The organism is Nocardia canadensis, from assembly GCF_032656385.1.
GTDB classification, from domain to species: domain Bacteria; phylum Actinomycetota; class Actinomycetes; order Mycobacteriales; family Mycobacteriaceae; genus Nocardia; species Nocardia canadensis.
The window spans coordinates 993,115-1,012,121 of the sequence record NZ_JAVCWB010000002.1 but is presented as its reverse complement, the minus strand read 5'-3'; the positions used below and the strand labels follow the sequence as shown (position 1 = coordinate 1,012,121).

The 19,007-nt window shown below is 69.2% G+C and carries 20 protein-coding genes and 1 tRNA gene; 11 read left to right on the top strand and 10 right to left on the bottom strand.

Annotated features, from left to right (window positions below; all coding sequences use genetic code 11):
- Positions 1-4: 4 nt before the first annotated feature.
- Positions 5-706 carry a response regulator transcription factor gene (locus tag Q7X29_RS07850; RefSeq protein WP_218720922.1) on the bottom strand — a complete coding sequence of 234 codons (702 nt, stop codon included), beginning with the start codon at positions 704-706 and terminating at the stop codon, positions 5-7.
- A 40-nt stretch (positions 707-746) separates the two neighbouring features.
- Positions 747-1,277 carry a PH domain-containing protein gene (locus Q7X29_RS07845; RefSeq protein WP_218720921.1) on the bottom strand — a complete coding sequence of 177 codons (531 nt, stop codon included), beginning with the start codon at positions 1,275-1,277 and terminating at the stop codon, positions 747-749.
- A 128-nt stretch (positions 1,278-1,405) separates the two neighbouring features.
- Here Q7X29_RS07845 and Q7X29_RS07840 point away from each other — a divergent pair, with 128 nt between their 5' ends.
- Positions 1,406-2,368, top strand: coding sequence for an acyl-ACP desaturase (locus Q7X29_RS07840; protein ID WP_218720920.1), 963 nt, complete (start codon positions 1,406-1,408; stop codon positions 2,366-2,368).
- A gap of 40 nt (positions 2,369-2,408) precedes the next feature.
- Here the strand turns inward: Q7X29_RS07840 and Q7X29_RS07835 are convergent, their stop codons facing one another.
- Complete coding sequence (locus tag Q7X29_RS07835; protein ID WP_218720919.1) at positions 2,409-3,206, bottom strand: biotin--[acetyl-CoA-carboxylase] ligase; 798 nt, start codon at positions 3,204-3,206, stop codon at positions 2,409-2,411.
- A gap of 124 nt (positions 3,207-3,330) precedes the next feature.
- Between Q7X29_RS07835 and Q7X29_RS07830 the strand changes: the two genes are divergently transcribed.
- The 3 genes from Q7X29_RS07830 (at position 3,331) to Q7X29_RS07820 (ending at position 6,109) form a co-directional block, all read left to right on the top strand.
- Positions 3,331-4,971 (top strand): acyl-CoA carboxylase subunit beta, encoded by a 1,641-nt coding sequence (locus Q7X29_RS07830; RefSeq protein ID WP_218720918.1) that lies wholly within the window; start codon positions 3,331-3,333, stop codon positions 4,969-4,971.
- A 167-nt stretch (positions 4,972-5,138) separates the two neighbouring features.
- The gene (locus Q7X29_RS07825; RefSeq protein WP_218720917.1) at positions 5,139-5,468 is read left to right on the top strand and encodes an acyl-CoA carboxylase subunit epsilon; all 330 of its coding nucleotides are present in this window, start codon (positions 5,139-5,141) and stop codon (positions 5,466-5,468) included.
- 5 nt (positions 5,469-5,473) lie between these two features.
- Positions 5,474-6,109 (top strand): Maf family protein, encoded by a 636-nt coding sequence (locus tag Q7X29_RS07820; protein WP_218720916.1) that lies wholly within the window; start codon positions 5,474-5,476, stop codon positions 6,107-6,109.
- Here Q7X29_RS07820 and Q7X29_RS07815 read toward each other — a convergent pair.
- Positions 6,035-6,811, bottom strand: a complete 777-nt coding sequence (locus Q7X29_RS07815; RefSeq protein ID WP_218720915.1) for a helix-turn-helix transcriptional regulator — start codon at positions 6,809-6,811, stop codon at positions 6,035-6,037. The two genes, Q7X29_RS07820 and Q7X29_RS07815, sit on opposite strands and share 75 nt — an antisense overlap.
- A gap of 153 nt (positions 6,812-6,964) precedes the next feature.
- Between Q7X29_RS07815 and Q7X29_RS07810 the strand changes: the two genes are divergently transcribed.
- From Q7X29_RS07810 to Q7X29_RS07795, 4 genes are all read left to right on the top strand, one after another.
- Positions 6,965-7,855 carry a sulfurtransferase gene (locus tag Q7X29_RS07810; protein WP_316573713.1) on the top strand — a complete coding sequence of 297 codons (891 nt, stop codon included), beginning with the start codon at positions 6,965-6,967 and terminating at the stop codon, positions 7,853-7,855.
- Between the two features lie 188 nt (positions 7,856-8,043).
- Positions 8,044-9,849, top strand: coding sequence for an acetyl/propionyl/methylcrotonyl-CoA carboxylase subunit alpha (locus Q7X29_RS07805; RefSeq protein WP_218720913.1), 1,806 nt, complete (start codon positions 8,044-8,046; stop codon positions 9,847-9,849).
- A gap of 155 nt (positions 9,850-10,004) precedes the next feature.
- A complete protein-coding gene (locus Q7X29_RS07800) occupies positions 10,005-10,973 on the top strand; it encodes a patatin-like phospholipase family protein (protein ID WP_316573646.1) in 969 nt (322 codons plus the stop codon).
- A 38-nt stretch (positions 10,974-11,011) separates the two neighbouring features.
- Complete coding sequence (locus tag Q7X29_RS07795; RefSeq protein WP_218720911.1) at positions 11,012-11,356, top strand: hypothetical protein; 345 nt, start codon at positions 11,012-11,014, stop codon at positions 11,354-11,356.
- Between the two features lie 71 nt (positions 11,357-11,427).
- Here Q7X29_RS07795 and Q7X29_RS07790 read toward each other — a convergent pair whose 3' ends face one another.
- The 3 genes from Q7X29_RS07790 to Q7X29_RS07780 all read right to left on the bottom strand — a co-directional run bounded on the left by Q7X29_RS07790 (position 11,428) and on the right by Q7X29_RS07780 (position 14,650).
- Entirely contained in the window at positions 11,428-12,546 is a 1,119-nt protein-coding gene (locus tag Q7X29_RS07790; RefSeq protein WP_316573645.1) for a YncE family protein, read from the bottom strand.
- A gap of 245 nt (positions 12,547-12,791) precedes the next feature.
- A complete protein-coding gene (gene lat, locus Q7X29_RS07785) occupies positions 12,792-14,132 on the bottom strand; it encodes an L-lysine 6-transaminase (protein ID WP_316573644.1) in 1,341 nt (446 codons plus the stop codon).
- A gap of 65 nt (positions 14,133-14,197) precedes the next feature.
- Positions 14,198-14,650 (bottom strand): Lrp/AsnC family transcriptional regulator, encoded by a 453-nt coding sequence (locus tag Q7X29_RS07780; protein WP_071926582.1) that lies wholly within the window; start codon positions 14,648-14,650, stop codon positions 14,198-14,200.
- Between the two features lie 114 nt (positions 14,651-14,764).
- On the opposite strand from Q7X29_RS07780, the gene amaB reads away from it, so the two are divergent.
- The gene (gene amaB / locus Q7X29_RS07775) at positions 14,765-16,288 is read left to right on the top strand and encodes an L-piperidine-6-carboxylate dehydrogenase (RefSeq protein ID WP_316573643.1); all 1,524 of its coding nucleotides are present in this window, start codon (positions 14,765-14,767) and stop codon (positions 16,286-16,288) included.
- Between the two features lie 52 nt (positions 16,289-16,340).
- Positions 16,341-16,414: transfer RNA gene (locus Q7X29_RS07770), tRNA-Met, on the top strand.
- A gap of 87 nt (positions 16,415-16,501) precedes the next feature.
- On the opposite strand, the gene Q7X29_RS07765 is transcribed toward Q7X29_RS07770, so the two are convergent.
- Positions 16,502-17,137: a TetR family transcriptional regulator gene (locus tag Q7X29_RS07765; protein ID WP_218720908.1), complete on the bottom strand. Its 636-nt coding sequence runs from the start codon at positions 17,135-17,137 to the stop codon at positions 16,502-16,504.
- Between the two features lie 95 nt (positions 17,138-17,232).
- Between Q7X29_RS07765 and Q7X29_RS07760 the strand changes: the two genes are divergently transcribed.
- Positions 17,233-18,015: an SDR family NAD(P)-dependent oxidoreductase gene (locus Q7X29_RS07760; protein ID WP_316573642.1), complete on the top strand. Its 783-nt coding sequence runs from the start codon at positions 17,233-17,235 to the stop codon at positions 18,013-18,015.
- 55 nt (positions 18,016-18,070) lie between these two features.
- Here Q7X29_RS07760 and Q7X29_RS07755 read toward each other — a convergent pair whose 3' ends face one another.
- Together Q7X29_RS07755 and Q7X29_RS07750 are read right to left on the bottom strand one after the other, a co-directional pair.
- Positions 18,071-18,610, bottom strand: a complete 540-nt coding sequence (locus Q7X29_RS07755; protein WP_374104906.1) for a histidine phosphatase family protein — start codon at positions 18,608-18,610, stop codon at positions 18,071-18,073.
- 90 nt (positions 18,611-18,700) lie between these two features.
- Entirely contained in the window at positions 18,701-19,006 is a 306-nt protein-coding gene (locus Q7X29_RS07750) for a hypothetical protein (protein ID WP_218720905.1), read from the bottom strand.
- Position 19,007: the final 1 nt, after the last annotated feature.

The following is a 19,007-nucleotide window of genomic DNA, read 5'->3' as shown; positions in this document are numbered from 1 at the left end:
CTGATCAGCCTCGGCCCTGGCTCGACGGCCCGTCGGTGTTGAGCCGGAAACCGACCCCGCGCACCGTGACGATGCGCCGCTCCGCCATCGGCCCCTCGTCGCCGATCTTGCGGCGCAACCAGGACATGTGCATGTCCAGGGTCTTGGAACCGCGCAGGTCCGCGTCGCCCCAGACCTCGCGCAGGATGGTCTCGCGCGGCACCACCTGACCGGCCCGGTCGATGAGAACCTTGAGCAGTTCGTACTCCTTGTTGGCCAGGTTCACCTCGGCGCCGTTGACCAGCACCCGGCGCGCGGCCGGTTCGAGCCGGATCCCGCCGACCTCCACCGCGTCGTCGCCGATGCCGCTGCGCCGCAGCAGCGCGCGCACCCGGGCCAGCAGCTCGGCCAGCCGGAACGGCTTGCCGACGTAGTCGTCGGCGCCCGCGTCCAGCCCGACGACGAAGTCGACCTCGTCGGTGCGGGCGGTGAGCATCAGCACCGCCAGATCGGCGCCGCTGGCCCTGACCTGCCTGCACACCTCCAGCCCGTCCATGCCGGGCAGGCCGAGATCGAGGATCAGCAGATCGTGGTCGCCCTCGAGCGCGCGGCGCAGCACCGCGGGACCGAACCGTTCGACGGTGACGGTGTAGCCCTCGCGGCCGAGAGCGCGCGACAGCGGCGCGGCGATCGCCTCGTCGTCTTCGGCGAGCAGTACGGCGGTCATGTGCTCAGATTACGGATACCGGTCGGGGTGGGCCGGAAGCTCACCGATAACCGCCCCAGGTCTGGTCCCGGCGAGCGCTGCCCGCCTCGAACACCTCGTGGTAGAGCAGCGCGTGCACCTGCTGGACCTGCGGGATGTCGTCGTATTCGAGCGGCTCCTCCGACGACGAGCCGATGATCAGCGTGCCGGTGCCCAGCATCCGGTCGAACACCCCGTGCTGGAACTGCACGCTGGAGATGCGGCTGAGCGGGATGTCGATGCCGGTGTGGGTGAGCACGCCCTGACGCACCAGCACCCGCCGGTCGGTGATGATGAAATGGGTGGACTTCCAGGCGATCACCTTGCCGACGCAGCGCCACAGGATGAGCCCGAGCCAGATCAGCCCGATGAGCAGCAGCAGCACCGTGCGCACGTGCCCCTCGGTGTTGCGCCAGGCGAGACCGCCGAGGAAGCCCGCCACGGCGGTCCCGGCGATGAGTGTGACGACCGGCCACACCAGCATCTTCCAGTGCGGATGGCGGTGCAGGATCAGCTGTTCGTCGGGCGCGAGAACGTCCTCCGGGTACCCCATGGCCGAACGATACCCCGTTGGGACGGTGCATTTCCCGATGCCACGGCCGAGGCGATACTGTGGTTTCCACGCTAGATGCCAGGTTTTGCCCATATCTGCTTGCTCGACACCCGACAGTGGAGGCACGCGTGACCAAAGCTCTGACTCAGCTCGAAATCCTGACGGCCCTGGAACCGGTGGCCGAACAGAATCTCAATCGGCACCTCTCGATCGCCAAGGACTGGAATCCGCACGATTACGTCCCGTGGGACGAAGGCCGCAATTTCGCCGCGATGGGCGGAATCGATTGGGAGCCGGAACAATCCAGGCTCTCCGAGGTCGCCAAGGCGGCGATGATCACCAATCTGCTCACCGAGGACAATCTCCCGTCCTACCACCGGGAAATCGCCGAGAACTTCTCCCAGGACGGCGCCTGGGGCACCTGGGTCGGTCGCTGGACCGCCGAGGAGAACCGGCACGGCATCGTGATCCGCGACTATCTGGTCGTCACCCGTGGCGTCGACCCGGTCGCCCTGGAAGAGGCCAGGATGATCCACATGACCCAGGGCGCGCACGCGCCGGCCAACTGGGGCGGATTCCTGGTCAACGTCGCGTACGTGACGTTCCAGGAGCTGGCTACCCGGGTCAGCCACCGCAATACCGGCCGCGTCTGTGACGATCCGGTCGCCGACCGCATGCTGGCCCGCGTCGCCACCGACGAGAACCTGCACATGATCTTCTACCGCAACCTCTGCGGCGCGGCGCTGGATCTGGTCCCCGACCAGGCGATGCCCGCGATCACCAAGGTGCTCACCAACTTCCAGATGCCCGGCGCGGGCATGCCGAACTGGCGGCGCAACGGCGTGCTGATGGCCAAGCACGGCATCTACGACCTGCGCCAGCACCTCGACGAGGTGGTGCTGCCGGTGCTCAAGCAGTGGAACATCTTCGACCGCACCGACTTCGGCGCGGCCGGCGAGGCGGCGCGCGACGACCTGGCGCAGTTCGTCGACAAGCTGGAAAAGGACGTGCTGCGCTTCGAGGAGCAGCGCGACCGGCTGCTGGCGCGCGAGCGCGAAGTGGCCGAGCGCAACGCCGTCGCGGCGCGCTGACCCGGTGCCGAGCGGTCCCGGGGCACCGGGACCGCTCGCGTCAGTACTGGCCGCGCAGGTGGCTCACGTCGCCGGCGGAGACCGCCTCGTCGCCGATCAGCAGCCGGCCGGTGTCGTCGATGCCGGTCGCGACGCCGGTGACGACCCGGCCGCCCGGCAGCTCGGCCCGCACCTCGATGCCGAGGGTGGCGCAGCGCTCGCGATAGGCGGCGGCGAGTTCCTCGACGGCCCAGCCCGCCCGCTCCCACGCGGTGAACCGGCGGGCGAACTCGGTGAGGATCGCCGCGACCAGCGCGGTCCGGTCCAGGTCGCGCGCGCCGGCCAGCGCGAGCGACGTCGCGTGCGGGACCGGCAGTTCCGCCTCGTCGAGGTCGACATTGAGACCGATGCCGACCACCACGGCGGGCGCGATGCCGGTCGCCGCCACCTCGGCCAGGATGCCGGAGAGCTTGCGGCCGTCGAGCAGGACGTCGTTGGGCCACTTCAGTTCCGGCGCGACCCCGGCCGTGCCGCGCACCGCGTCGACGACCGCGATCCCGGTCAGCAGGGGCAGCCAGCCCAGCGCGCCGGGGTCGATCCCGGGCAGGCGGACCAGGATCGACAGCGAGATCTGCGCGCGCGGCGGGCTCACCCAGGCACGGGCGTGCCTGCCGCGGCCCCGCACCTGCTCCTCGGCCAGCAGCGCCTGCCGGTCGGCGGACGGATCCGCGGCCCTGGCCACCAGGTCGGCATTGGTCGAACCGGTCGATTCGACCACGTCGATCCGGTCGTAGAACGTCGGTGCCGGAGTGGCGAGGGAGCTGCGCAGACGAGGCGCATCGATCGGTGCCCTGTTCATTCCGGGAACGCTACTCGCCCGGATGGGGGCAACTTTGTGGCCGCGCCTAGCTGGGGTTTCTGTACTGGCCGGTAGGCGAGACTGCCGTAGTGCGACGTGGTGTCACTGGTTACACTCGCAACCCATGACGAGTGTCCAGCAGCAGCCCGCATCGGATTCGGCGGGCACCCCCGATATCCACACGACCGCCGGGAAGCTGGCTGACCTGCGGAATCGGCTGGAAGAAGCGCAACACCCGATGGGTGAGGCCGCGGTCGACAAGGTGCACGCCAAGGGCAAGATGACCGCGCGCGAGCGCATCCTGGCCCTGGTCGACGAGGGCTCCTTCGTCGAACTCGACGCCCTCGCCAAGCACCGCAGCGTGAATTTCGGCCTGGAGAACAACCGTCCGCTCGGCGACGGCGTGGTGACCGGTTACGGCACCATCGACGGCCGCGACGTGTGCCTGTTCTCGCAGGACGTCACCGTGTTCGGTGGCTCGCTCGGCGAGGTCTACGGCGAGAAGATCGTCAAGGTCATGGACCTGGCCATCAAGACCGGCCGTCCGCTGGTCGGCATCAACGAGGGCGCCGGCGCACGCATCCAGGAGGGCGTCGTCTCCCTGGGCCTCTACGGCGAGATCTTCCACCGCAACGTGCAGGCCTCCGGCGTGATCCCGCAGATCTCGCTGATCATGGGCGCCGCGGCCGGTGGCCACGTGTACTCCCCCGCGCTCACCGACTTCGTGGTGATGGTCGACCAGACCTCGCAGATGTTCGTCACCGGTCCCGACGTGATCAAGACCGTCACCGGTGAAGAGGTCACCATGGAGGACCTGGGTGGCGCGCACACCCACATGACCAAGTCCGGCGTGGCCCACTACGTGGCCTCCGGCGAGCAGGACGCCCTGGACTACGTCAAGGACCTGCTGAGCTACCTGCCGAGCAACAACCGCGCCGAGGCGCCCCGGCACGCGCCGACCGACCCGATCAACGGCGCGATCGAGGAATCGCTCACCGACGAGGACCTCGAGCTCGACACGATCATCCCGGACTCGCCGAACCAGCCGTACGACATGCACGAGGTCATCACCCGGCTGCTCGACGACGACGAGTTCCTCGAGGTCCAGGCCGAGCGCGCGATGAACATCATCTGCGGTTTCGGTCGCGTCGACGGCCGCAGCGTCGGCATCGTCGCCAACCAGCCGACCCAGTTCGCCGGCTGCCTCGACATCGACGCCTCGGAGAAGGCCGCGCGTTTCGTGCGCACCTGTGACGCCTTCAACATCCCGATCATCACCCTGGTCGACGTTCCCGGCTTCCTGCCCGGCACCGGCCAGGAATACAACGGCATCATCCGCCGCGGCGCGAAGCTGCTCTATGCCTACGGCGAGGCCACTGTGGGCAAGATCACGATCATCACTCGCAAGGCCTACGGCGGCGCCTACGACGTCATGGGTTCCAAGCACATGGGCGCCGATGTGAACCTGGCGTGGCCGACCGCGCAGATCGCCGTGATGGGCGCTTCCGGCGCCGTCGGGTTCGTCTACCGCAAGCAGCTGCAGGAGGCCGCCAAGAACGGCGCCGACGTGGACGCTCTGCGCCTCGAGCTGCAGAACGAGTACGAGGACACCCTCGTGAACCCGTACGTCGCGGCCGAGCGCGGTTATGTCGACGCGGTCATCCCGCCCTCGCACACCCGCGGCCAGATCGTGTCGGCGCTGCGACTGCTCGAGCGCAAGATGGTGACCCTGCCGCCGAAGAAACACGGCAACATTCCGCTGTGAAAGCGCGATATCCCCGGTAGGCCGCGCACACTTGTTGCTATGACGCAACTGTTGATCGTCGCGTCCCTACCGGGAATGATCGCGTCAACCGCGCTGTAGGACATCGGAGTACCACAGCTTCGCCACCGGGGCAGATCTCCCGGACGAGGCAGGAAGGATCTGGCACTGTGACAACTGTGGCAGAAGAAGACGTGTTGACCGCCGCCGAGCTGGAGCTCGCCGTCGAACCACTCGTCGACGAGGTCGAGCCGTCCGCTAGCGCGGTTGCCGTCGAGCCCGCGGAGAGCCTCGGGGAGCCGATGTTCCGCATCGTCAAGGGCTCGCCGACCGATGAGGACATCGCGGCGCTGGTCGCCGTGCTGAGCGCGGCCGCCGCGAGCGCCCCCGCCACCGGCCCGACCGGCCCGAACGACAACTGGGGCAGGGCGACGCTGATGCACCGGGGCACGTCCCCGTTCTCGCCGTACGCGTACCCGCTGCTGTCGCACCTGCGCTGACGCGGGTGACCCGGCTGGTTCTGGCCTCCGCGTCCCCCGCCCGTCTCGGGATCCTGCGCACGGCGGGCATCGACCCCGTCGTGCGCGTCTCGGGCGTGGACGAGGACGCGGTGTCGGCCGCGCTCCCCCCTGACACCTCCTCGCACGACGTCGTCGTCGCCCTGGCCCGCGCCAAGGCGGTCGACGTCGCCGCGTCGATCCCCGAACTCGCCGCCGACTGTGTCGTCGTCGGCTGCGATTCGATGCTGCTCGTCGACGGGCAGCTGCAAGGCAAACCGCACACGCCCGAGGTGGCGCGTGCCCGCTGGGCCGGAATGGCCGGTCGCAGCGCCGATCTGATCACCGGGCACTGTGTGCTGCGGCTGCGCGACGGCGCGGTCGTCGCCGAGTCGGCGGAGTGCAGCAGCACCACGGTGCATTTCGCGAAGCCGGCCCCCGACGAGCTCGACGCCTACATCGCCTCGGGCGAACCGCTGCAGGTCGCGGGCGCGTTCACCCTCGACGGGCTGGGCGGCTGGTTCGTCGACCGGATCGAGGGCGACCCGTCCAGCGTCATCGGGATCGGGCTACCGCTGTTGCGCAGGCTGCTCGAAGACGTCGGCGTCGGTGTCACGCAGCTGTGGCGGGACGCGCGGGCCTGACGGCGCGATCACCGGCTTCTCCCCGCTCGCGGCCGGTCCGGCCGTCACCGGTGCGGAGTTCTCCGCGCCCAGGGTGAGTTCCAGCCGGGCCGTACACAGCTCCGGCTCGACGAACGGGTGCAGCTGCACGTCGACACGACCGCGCGCGCCGTTGCGTTCCAGCACCTCCCGCATGAGCCCCATGTGCACCCCGCACACCACTTCGGCGTGCGAGCGGGCCAGTTCCCGCAGCGGGCAGGCGGTGAGATTGATCTGGACGTGCTCGGGCGTCTCGCCGACCGGGTCCTTCTCCGGCGCGAAGCCGAGTTCCGACATCAGCGACATGGTGATGTCCCTGGCGTCGGCGAGGGTTTCCACCGGGTGGGTGCCGATGTCCATCCGGGCGCCCCAGGCGCGGCCCGCGGCGACCGCGGCGGCCGAGCGGGTGACCGGATCGGGTCCCAGATGATCGGCGAGGACCTGGGCGAGTTCCTGATAGCCGACCGAGCGCTGCACGGCGCGGTAGCCGATCCGGGGACGGCCGCGACCGCGGGGCGGCTGCTGGAACTGCCGGACGAGGGATTCGCGGGTGAGCACATCGAGATGGAATCGGACCGTGGTGACATGCTGTCCGGTGATCCTGGCCAGTTCCTGGGCGTCGAGGGGCTCGGTGGCGCCACGTAGGATCGCGAGCAGTCGCCGTCGCGGCCAAGAATCGGACATAGCTCACCCCTCCTCTCCAGAGACTTTATCGGACGGCTCTGCGCTTTATTCGACCATTGTGTCGATTCGTGATGTGCCAACACAGACATACCATCGGCTGCGACCCCATCACACTGTCGCATCCGCCCATACTCTCGCGTGAAGGACCACACCGTGCCCGTCGCCCCGGATCCGCACCCCGCCTTCGGTTCCTACGCAGTCCCGCACCGATTGGTAACCACAGAATGGCTGTCCGCAAACATCGGCGTACCCGGTTTGAAGATCATCGAGTCGAACGATGACATCCTCCTCTACGACATCGGCCATGTGCCCGGCGCGGTCAAAATCGATTGGCGTGGTGACCTGAGCGACCCGGTGACCCGCGATTACGTCGACGGCGCCCGGTTCACCGAGCTGATGCGGGCCAAGGGCATCCGGCGCGAGGACACCGTGGTGATCTACGGCGACCGCGACAACGCCCAGGCCGCGCACACCGCCTGGATCTTCACCCTGTTCGGCCACGAGGACGTGCGCCTGCTCGACGGCGGCCGCGACGCCTGGATCTCCGAGGAACGCGACACCACCTTCGACCTGCCCTCCCCCACTCCCACCGACTACCCCCACGTCGAGCGCGACGACACCACCGCCCGCGCCTTCCGCGACGAGGTGCTGACCCGCCTGGGCAGCCCGCTGGTCGACGTGCGTTCGGCCCAGGAGTACTTCGGGGAGGTCGAGGACAAGCCGCTCGACCAGGAGTACGCGACGCTGCGCGGCGGCCACGTGCCGACCGCGGTGAACATCCCGTGGACGCAGGCCTGCACCACCGACGGCCGATTCCGGTCCAGGGCCGAGCTGGACGCGGTCTACGGGGCGCTGCCCGCCGAGGATCTGGTCGTCTACAGCCGGGTCGGCGAGCGTTCCAGCCACACCTGGTTCGTCCTGACCTTCCTGCTCGGCCGCAGGTCGGTGCGCAATTACGACGGTTCCTGGATCGAGTGGGGCAACTCGGTACGGCTGCCGATCAGCCGGGGCACCGACCCGGGCCACGCGACCGGGATCAATTGAAACGTATTCACATCACAGCGTGCCGAGTACTGTGACCTGCGACCTACTCGACAGTAGGGCTAGCCGAGTTCGGGCCCAATTGGCAGACTGCCTACACTCGCCCGAGACGAAAGTTGTCGATACCGGGCACGGGGCCTACACGGCGACCCGTCCCCCGAAGCGACCAAAGATTGCACACAGGAGGCTCAGTGCCCAGCCATGCCAGCGCACGGATCACGAAGGTACTCGTAGCTAACCGCGGCGAGATCGCGGTCCGCGTGATCCGGGCTGCCAAGGACGCGGGGATCACCAGCGTCGCGGTGTACGCCGAGCCCGATGCCGACGCTCCCTTCGTGAAGCTCGCCGACGAGGCGTTCGCCCTCGGCGGTCAGACCTCGGCCGAGTCGTACCTCGTGTTCGACAAGATCCTCGACGCCGCCGCCAAGTCCGGCGCCGACGCGATCCACCCGGGTTACGGCTTCCTCTCCGAGAACGCCGACTTCGCCCAGGCCGTCCTCGACGCCGGGCTCATCTGGATCGGCCCCTCGCCGCAGTCCATCCGCGACCTGGGCGACAAGGTCACCGCGCGCCACATCGCCGAGCGCGCCAAGGCGCCGATGGCCGCGGGCACCAAGGACCCGGTCAAGAACGCCGACGAGGTCGTCGCGTTCGCCAAGGAGTACGGCGTCCCGGTGGCCATCAAGGCCGCCTTCGGTGGCGGTGGCCGCGGCATGAAGGTCGCCCACACCATCGAGGAGATCCCCGAGCTGTTCGAGTCGGCGACCCGTGAGGCCATCGCCGCCTTCGGTCGCGGCGAGTGCTTCGTCGAGCAGTACCTGGACAAGGCCCGCCACGTCGAGGCCCAGGTCATCGCCGACCAGCACGGCAACGTCGTCGTCGCCGGTACCCGCGACTGCTCGCTGCAGCGCCGGTTCCAGAAGCTCGTCGAGGAGGCGCCCGCGCCGTTCCTGTCCGACGACGTCCGCGCCAAGATCCACGACTCGGCCAAGCGCATCTGCCGCGAGGCGGGCTACTACGGCGCGGGCACCGTGGAGTACCTGGTGCAGGGCGAGACCGTGTCGTTCCTCGAGGTGAACACCCGCCTGCAGGTCGAGCACCCGGTCACCGAGGAGACCGCGGGCATCGACCTCGTGCGTCAGCAGTTCGCCATCGCCAACGGCGAGGAACTGTCGATCAAGGAAGACCCCACCCCGCGCGGCCACTCCTTCGAGTTCCGGATCAACGGTGAGGACGCCGGTCGCGGCTTCCTGCCCGCCCCCGGCCCGGTCAACGTCTACCGCGAGCCCACCGGCCCCGGTGTGCGCGTCGACTCCGGCGTCGTCGCCGGCAGCGTCATCGGCGGTCAGTTCGACTCCATGCTGGCCAAGCTGATCGTCACCGGCGAGAACCGCGACCAGGCGCTGCAGCGTGCCCGCCGCGCGCTGGCCGAGTTCGAGGTCGACGGCCTGGCGACGGTCATCCCGTTCCACCGCGCGATCGTCGAGGACCCGGCGTTCATCGGTGACGGCGAGAAGTTCGACGTCTACACCAAGTGGATCGAAACCGAGTGGAAGAACACCGTCGAGCCGTACACGGCCGGTGCTCCCGCCGACGACGAGGACGAGGATCTGCCCCGGCAGAAGGTCGTCGTCGAGGTCGGTGGCCGTCGCGTCGAGGTGTCGCTGCCCGGGCAGTTCACCCTCGGTGGTGGCGCCGCCGGTTCGGCCGGTAACGGTGTCGGTGTCATCCGCAAGAAGCCGAAGGCGCGCAAGCGTGGCGGCGCGGGTGCCGGTGCGGCCTCCGGTGACGCGGTCACCGCGCCCATGCAGGGCACCGTCGTCAAGGTCGCGGTCGAAGAGGGCCAGACCGTCGAGGCGGGCGACCTGATCGTGGTGCTCGAGGCCATGAAGATGGAGAACCCGGTCAACGCGCACAAGGCGGGTGTCGTCACCGGCCTCGCCGTCGAGGCGGGCGCGGCGATCACCCAGGGCACCGTCCTGGCGGAGATCAAGTAGCTCCCACGTCGTAGACGGGCGCCGGTCGATCGCGACCGGCGCCCGTCGTCGTTTCCGACACCGCGGGAACGATCACCGCGGTCCGGGTGAACGGGCGGCGAAGATCGGGCTTCGGGCAGGGCCGCACCCCGGGCACCTGTCGTATCGTGGATCGGGTGACCAGCAGTGCGCGCACCGATCAGGACCCCTCGGCAACGCCGGGTCCGGCCACGGTCACCGAGGTGATCGAGTCCCGCAGGCAAGCCGGGAGCCGAGCCGACGGCCATCGCCTCGCGCTGGTGATCGAGGGTGGCGGCAGCCGCGGGGTCTACTCCAGCGGCATGGTGCAGGCACTCGAGGAACTCGGCCTGTCCGCGGTGTTCGACGCCGTGTACGGCACGTCGGCGGGCGCGATCAACGGCGCGTGGCTGCTGTGCGGACGCGCGGCGACGGGCATGCGGTCCTGGACCGACGCGACGATCATGCGCCGCGTGGTCGACCCGGTCCGCATCCTGCGCGGTCGTCCAGTCTTCGATCTGCGCTACCTGGTGCACCAGGTCTACGACGGCATCGAGCCGATGGACTTCCCGGCGATCCTGGCCAACCCCACCACGTTCCACCCCATCGCCACCGATGTCCGCACCGGCCAGTCGGTGGACCTGGGACCTCACATCGTCGATAAGACCACCCTGATGACCGCGCTACGGGCCTCCGCGGGCTTGCCCCTGCTGGCAGGTCCCCCGGTCGACCTCGGCGGCCGCAGCTACTTCGACGGCGGCCTCTCCGAGACGGTCCCGATCCGCACCGCCGTCGCCGCGGGCACCACCCACGCCCTGGTGCTGCGCACCCGCCGCTGCGACGAGGTCCGCCCGCCCGCGCCCCTGCTGCACCGCGTCGTCGGCGGCGGCTACATGCGCGCCATCGCCCCCGGCGCCTTCCGCGCGTGGTCCCAGCGCCCCGGTCAGCAGGCGGTCGAGGACGACTTCCTCGCCGCCCTGGGCGAGCGCGTCCTGCAGGTGCACCCGCCCGCCGACGCCCCCGCCGTCGACAGCGCGGCTCGCGACACCGATCTGCTCACCCGGGCCCTCGACATCGGCCGCGCCGCCGTCCACGCGGTGCTCGGCGCCCAGCCCCGCCCGGCCTGACCGCATGAGCGCACCCGCGCTCCCCCTACACTGCGGACGTGGAACCGATCGAGATCAACGCGGGCGCCTGGTACCTGCGTGCCCTGCGGGCCGACGAGCGCATCGACGACCGCCCCGCGCTGGCCGACGGCGGCATCACCGATCCCGGCTATGTGGCCACCCGCGCCGCGCAGTGGGCCGACGAATCCCACTTCTCCTGGGCCGTCTGCGTCCCGACGACCGCCGAGCTGGTCGCCGAGATCGGCGTGACGCCGGGCCCCGACGACACCGCCACCGTCACCGGCTGGGCCCGTCCCGGCGAGGACGAGGCGCTGGCGGCGGGTCTCGCGTCGGTCCACCGGTTCGTCGCGGGCGCATTGGGACTGACCGCCGTCCCCGCCTGACGGAATCGGCCGGCCCACCGACGCTGCCCGCGGATCGACCGACCGCGCCGTTGTCGCCTCGACCCTGCGATCTACCGCATGACCCCCGTGTGCCCGGTGGAGTAGCGCCCTGGCTGCGGCCACACCGTCAACCCGTGTGGCCCGTGGCCGACGGGGATGCGCGCCAGCAGTTTCCAGTTCACGATGTCGACCGCGTACACCTCGTTGTTGTGCCGCCCCGACACCCAGAACACCCGCCCGTCGGCGGAGATGTTGCCCATGTCGGGACTGCCACCGCCGGGGATGAACCACTTGTGCACCAACCCGCCCGCGGCGAAATCCCACACCGAGATGCTGCCCTCGTGCCGGTTGGTGATCAGCATCTGGGTGGAGTCGCGGGTGACGTAGAGCCCGTGCGTCCCTTTGCCGGTGGGGATGAACCCGGTGTTGTCGAAGGTGTGCGCGTCGATGGTGTAGATGCCGTCGGCCATCATGTCGGCGACGAAGAAGACGTGCCCGTCGGGCGAGAGCTTCACGTCCTGGGGCATGCCACCGCGCCCGCCCGGCAGGTCGATCATCTTGATCAGCGTGCGCCGCGCGACGTCGAAAACGGCCATCCGCCCGATGAATTCGCAGCTGGCCACGGCGAAGCGGCCGTCGGCGGTGAAGTCCATGTGATCGACCCCGGCGCACTCAGGCACCGCGAGCGCGTGCAGTTTCTGCCAGGTCACCGGGTCGTAGAAGTCCAGCGACTTGTCCGCTTCGGCGACGACCAGGGCGAACTCGCCATCGGGCGTGTAATACATGTTGTACGGGTCGCGGACCGGGAACGCCGGGCCCGCGGGCGCTCCGGTGCGCGGGTCGATGGGCAGCAGGCTGCCGCCGCCGATCGGCAGATCGTTGGTGGCGTAGAGGGTCTGCAAGTCGTAGGACGGCACCACGTGCTGTGGCTCGGTGCCGCCGGAGGAGAAGGTGCCGAGCACCTGGAAGGTGTTCTGGTCGATCACCGTCACGGTGTCGGACTTGCTGTTGGGCACGTAGACCAGCGGCCGGTGATCGGCGACCGACGGACTCAGTTCCCGGTTGGCGGCGTAGATGTCGGTGGGCGACAGCGGCGGCGGCATGCCGGGTAGCAGATCGGTCATGTGGGGCGGCATCGCGGTCGGCGAGGTCGTCGAGGTGGGCGGCGCGGTCGGCGTCTCGACAGTCACGGCCTCACTGTTCGAACAGCCCGCCGTGACGGCGAGCAGCAAGGTGACAGCAATTTGTCCGATTCGCTCGGTGAGGCGGTTCACGCGCTGCACCGTTCCATGTCAGGGTGACTTCCGAGTGACATGGGTGCGAAGCCTAGAAGCAGCACCAGCGAAAATCCAGCAATTCGGACAGCGCGCCGCTCACAGCCCCGGCGCGTCGTCGATGGACACGCGCCGCAAGGCCATGAGCGGCACCTGTTGCGCTACAGGCGCTCTCGCGTCAGCACCGCGTCCAAGGCATCGACCGCCCGCTCCAGCTCTTCCTCGGTGACCGTCAGCGGCGGCCGGAAACGGAGGCCACTGGTCCCGGTGCCGAGCAGCAGCACGTGCTGACGCTCCCGCAGCGCCGTCACCACCCGGTCCCGCAGGTCCGGGGTGGCCAGCGTGACCGCGCACATCAGACCGCGCCCGCGGGGTTCGCTCACCTTGTCCGGGTGCGCGGCGGCGAGCTGGCCGAGCTGGTCGAGCAGGTAGGCGCCCAGCGGCACCGACTTCGCGATCAGCCGATCCTGTTCCAGCACTTCGAGAATGCGCCGGGTGCGCACCATGTCGGTGAGGTTGCCGCCCCAGGTGGAGTTCAGCCGCGAGCTCACCTGGAAGACGTTGTCGGGCACCTCGTCGACGCGTCCGCCGGCCATGATGCCGCAGACCTGGGTCTTCTTGCCGAACGCGACCACATCCGGCTCGATGCCCAATTGCTGGTAGGCCCAGGTGGTTCCGGTCATCCCGACGCCGGTCTGCACCTCGTCGAGGACGAACAGCGCGTCGTTGTCGTGACACAGGCGCTGCATCGCGCCGAGGAACTGCGGCCGCAGGTGCCGGTCGCCGCCCTCACCCTGGATGGGCTCGGCGATGAAGCAGGCGATGTCGTGCGGATGGTCGGCGAAGGCCTGCGCGGCCTGCGCGATGGCGCGGGCCTCCAGCGCGGCGATGTCCGGGCCCGCGAACGTGTGCGGGGTCTCGATGCGCGGCCAGGCGAACTTCGGGAACCGCGCGGTCTTGACCGGGTCGGTGTTGGTCAGCGACATCGTGTAGCCGCTGCGGCCGTGGAACGCCCCGGTCAGGTGCAGCACCTGGGTGCCGAGTTCCGGTGGACGACCGTGTGATTCGTTGTGCCTGCTCTTCCAGTCGAACGCGACCTTGAGCGCGTTCTCCACCGCCAGCGCACCGCCGTCGACGAAGAACAGATGCGGGAGGCGTGGGTCGCCGACGACGCGGACGAAGGCCTCGACGAAGCGGGCCATCTCGACGGTGTAGATGTCGGAGTTGCTCGGTTTGTTCAGCGCGGCGGTGGCCAGCTCGGCGCGGAAGCGTTCGTCGCCCGCCAGCGCCGGATGGTTCATCCCGAGCGCGTTGGAGGCGAAGAAGCCGAACATGTCGAGGTAGGCGGTGCCGTCACGTTCGTCGATCAGTGTCCGGCCGTGCGACTTGTGCAGATCGAGCACAAGCTCGAAGCCGTCCGCGAGGATGTGCGAGGACAGGATTTCGTGGACCCGGTTGGCGGGGGTGACCGCCGCGCCGGGGCGCTCCAGTTCGATGGTCACAACGCCGAGGGTACGCAAATATTTACGGAACCTCTACGGAATCGCGGAACAATTACGAGGAATCGTTACCTGTCGTAGAATGTCTGCAGGATGATGGTGCTGCGCGTCCGCACATTGGCGGTGGCTCTGATCTCCTGCAGCAGCTGTTCCAGGTGCCGCGGGGAGGCGACCCGAACCAGCAGGACGTAGCTCTCTTCGCCCGCCACCGAGTGGCACGCCTCGATGCCGGGGATGTGTTGCAACAATGCGGGCGCGTCATCGGGCTGGGACGGGTCGAGAGGAGTGATCGCGACGAACGCCGACAACAGGTGCCCGAGCGCTTCGGGATCGACATGCGCCGCGTACCCGCGGATCACTCCACGCGCTTCGAGCCTGCGCACCCGCGACTGCACTGCCGAGACCGAGAGGCTGGCCTTCTCCGCCAGGTTCGACAACGTGGCGCGACCATCGCTCATCAGTTCTTTGATCAATAGTCGGTCGATGTCGTCGAGCTGGGGTCTAGCCGGTGTATCCGCCATCAGCGAAGGCTAACGCAGCACGGGGGTCGCGCGGGGAAAACTTCTTTCTGTTCCCCCACCGAATTCCACCGAACTTTTCCGTGAGCCGTACCAAACAGCAGAAGGTGAGCAGCGATGACCCACAGCGTGACCGAGCACTTCTCCGAGCAGCTGGCGCTGCGAGCCAGGGCGCTGCTGCACGGCCTCGGCGCCGAGCTCCCCGAGTCCGGTGACCTGCTCGCCCGCACCCCCATCTCCGGTGGCGCCCTGCCGCCGGTCACCACCGACACCACCGACGACGTCGACGCCGCGATCGAGCGGGCCGCCACCGCGTTCCTGAGCTGGCGCACCGTGCCCGCGCCGGTGCGCGCAGGGCTGGTGCGCCGGCTGGCCGAGCTGCTGGTCGCCCACCAGAGCGAGCTGGCCGAGCTGGTCACGCTGGAGGCGGGCAAGATCGGCCCCGAGGCCCTGGGCGAAGTGCAGGAGATGATCGACGTCTGCGAGTTCGCGATCGGGCTGTCCCGCCAGCTCTACGGCGCCACGATGCCTTCCGAGCGGCCCGGGCACCGGCTCATGGAGACCTGGCATCCGCTCGGCGTCGTCGGGGTGATCTCGGCGTTCAACTTCCCGGTCGCGGTGTGGGCGTGGAACACCGCGATCGCGCTGGTCTGCGGGGACACCGTGGTGTGGAAGCCCTCGGAGACCACCCCGCTGACCGCACTGGCCTGTCACACCCTGCTGCGCCGCGCCGCCGTCGACGTCGGCGCCGATCCCGCGGTGCACCAGCTGATCCAGGGCGACGCGGCGGTCGGCGAGGCACTGGTCGACGACCCGAGGGTCGCGCTGCTCAGCGCCACCGGTTCGGTGCGGATGGGCGCCGCCGTCGCCCCGCGCGTGGCCGCCAGGTTCGGCCGCTGTCTGCTGGAGCTGGGCGGCAACAACGCCGCGATCGTCGCGCCGAGCGCGGATCTGGAGCTGGCGGTGCGCGGCATCGTCTTCTCCGCGGCGGGCACGGCGGGGCAGCGCTGCACCACGCTGCGCAGGCTGATCGTGCACCGATCCATCGCCGATCAGCTCGTCGAGCGGCTCGTCGCCGCGTACCGCCAACTGCCCGTGGGCAATCCGCTCGACGACGGCGTGCTGGTCGGCCCGCTGATCAACGAGCGCGCCTTCATCTCGATGCAGAAGGCACTGCTGCAGGCCGAGGACACCGGCGGCGAGATCGTTTGCGGCGGTGAGCGAATCGACCTCGTCGGCCCGGACGCCTACTACGTGCGCCCCGCCATCGTGCGCATGCCAGCGCAGACCGAGCTGGTGCGCGAGGAGACCTTCGCGCCGATCCTCTACGTGCTCGTCTACGACGCGATCGACGACGCCATCGCCCTCAACAACGCTGTGCCACAGGGTCTTTCCTCGTCGATCTTCACCCTCGACCAGCGCGAGGCCGAGCGGTTCCTCGCCGGATCGGACTGCGGCATCGCCAATGTCAACATCGGCACCTCGGGCGCGGAGATCGGCGGCGCGTTCGGCGGCGAGAAGAACACCGGCGGCGGACGCGAATCCGGCTCCGACTCGTGGAAGGCCTACATGCGCAGGGCCACCAACACCATCAACTACTCCGCCGAGCTGCCGCTGGCCCAGGGCATACATTTCGGCTGATCAGGAACCGATTTCGTCTTCCGTGCCGCGCCGTGTACAGTGGTATTTACGACGCGGGATGGAGCAGCTCGGTAGCTCGCTGGGCTCATAACCCAGAGGTCGCAGGTTCAAATCCTGTTCCCGCTACTAGACGAAAGCCCCGGAGTTTCGACTCCGGGGCTTTCGTCGTTTTCCGGCACCGAGTCGACGGCCGCGCGCACCCCGCGATCCCGGCTACAGGAGTGTGTGCGCGGCGAGGCGGGCCAGGCAGGCGTCGACGACAACGGCGGCCGAGTCGGATTCCGCTTCGGCGGCCCATCTTTCGGTACCCAGCCGCACCGCCGCGTTGGCCATGGCGGCGGCGAGCGCGACATCCAGGTCGTCGGGCGAGCGGCCGGTGCGCGCCGCGATGATGGGAATCAGGCTGAGTTCGCAATCCTGCTGGACACGCAGCCAGGTCGCCCGCAGGGCGGGCAGTTCGGTGACAGCGCGCAGCAGGGGATGCAGGAGCTCGCCGGCGATGCCGCCGTCGGCCAGGGTGGCGGCGGTCGCGGTGCGGTAGGAGCGACTCAGCGCCTCGCGCAGCGGGAGCTCCGGCGGACAAGCGGCGAGTTCGTCCGCCCAGGCCTGGGTGCCGATGGCCAGCAGTGGGGCGACGACGTCTTCCTTGCCTGCAAAGTACCGATAGAAGGTCCGCAACCCCATCCCCGCGGACGCGGCGATGTCCTCGACAGTCGTCGCGGAATACCCGTTTTCGGCAAAGAGCCGAGCGGCGACCATGGCCACCTCCTTGCGGGTGGCCGCACGGCGGATCTCGCTGAGCGCCGGCCGCCCAGGGCTGGGCGCCGCGCGCTTCGGTTGCCTGGTCACGGCCGCACTATACCCACCTCGCCGAGATTCTCTGCACGTCCTGCCATTTATGGCATATCGTGTCAGAAACACTCTCAACGACGAGGAAGAATCACATGAACCGTCTCGAACAGCGCCGCATCCTGGTCACCGGAGCCGGATCCGGCATCGGCCAGGCCACCGCCCTCCGCCTGCTGTCCGAAGGCGCGGTCGTCGTCGGCGCCGACGTCAACGCCGAAGGCCTGCGGGCGACCCGTGCCCGCGCCGCCGAGGCGGGCACCGATGCGCGGTTCACCACGCTGGAGATGAACATCGGCGACGAGTCCGACGTCATCGCCGGGGTCCGCAGCGCCGTGGCGTCACTCGGCGGCCTGGACGCCCTCGTCAACGCCGCGGGCATTCTGCGCGCCGCCCATACCCACGAGACGTCCCTGGATCTCTGGAACCAGATCATCAACGTCAACCTCACCGGCACGTTCCTGGTGATCCGCGAGGCCCTGCCCGCCCTGCTCGCCAACTCCAGCAGCACGATCGTGAACTTCAGCTCCACGTCGGCGACCTTCGCCCATCCGTACATGGCCGCCTATTCCGCGAGCAAGGGCGGCATCCAATCGCTCACCCATGTGCTGGCCCTCGAGTACGCCAAGCAGGGCCTGCGCGCGGTCAGCGTCGCCCCCGGCGGCATCAAGTCCGGCCTCACCGACGCCACCCCCGGCTACCTGCCCCAGGACTCCGACTGGTCGCTGTTCAGCCGCCTGGTCGCCGTTGTCCCGCAGGACAACCCGGCGGAGCTGGCCGGTCCCGAGAATGTCGCCGGCGTCATCGCCATGCTCGTCTCCGACGACGGCCGTTTCATCAGCGGTACCGAAATCCGCATCGACGGCGCCGCCCACACCTGACCACGGCCACCGACGACCCCCGGAATCGACCGTGAGTCCGGGGGTTTCGTCGCTGCTAGGAACCGCCCAGGCGCAGCGTCCAGTTGCCGCGGTAGTGCAGCCGGGTCACGCTCGCGGGCGGAACATCCATGCGCCAGAACGATTTCGGCGGCGAGTCGAGCACTACCAGCAGCACCGCTCTGACCACCGCCGGATGGGTCACCGCCACCGTGTCGCGCCCCGCCGAGGCGATCTCGGCCAGCCAGAACCGCACCCGGTCGACCAGGTCGGTCACCGACTCGCCGCCGTGCCCGCGGAATTCGGGATCGGTGAGCCAGGCGAACAGCTGATCCTGGGCCAGCGAGCTCATCTCGGTCCCACGCCACGACCCCGCGTCGAGATCCCGCAATCGCGCGTCCAGTTCCCCGACCACCCCGAGCGTCTCGGCCGTCTCCCGAGCCCGCCGTTCCGGCCCGGTCCGCACCTGCGCACCCTCGGGCACCGAGTACGCCCGCAGCGCACCCCGCCCCGACTCGTCGAGTGGTTCGTCGACAGGAAATCGCGCCTTCCGTACCGCCTCGGTCAGGCCGTGACCGACGAGGTCGACTCTGAGCACCGTTTGCACGAGAGCCCAGCGTAGCGTCGGCTCACTCGGCAGTGTGACGCAGGTCATCGGCCAACTTCCGGAGCCGGTCCGCAGCAGGGTCTATCCGTCGTAGTCGATCCTTCGGCCGTCGTCGTCGTAGGCCGGTCGACCTTCCTTGTCGAGCCACGCACCGGTGCTGGGATGACGTGTCCAGCCCTCGAACTCGGTGCCGCCCAGGTCATCGGAGAACCGGCCGCCGAACCCGGGGCTGGTGCCCGCGGGCGCCGGACCGAGCAGTCGCCGCTGCTCCTCGAACTCGGCGAACATGCGCTCGCTGCGCGCGATGTCCTCCGCGGACGGTCGCAACCCCAGTCGCTCGGCTTCCTCCGCCGAATAGAAGATCTTGCCGCCGAACTTCTCGGGCATC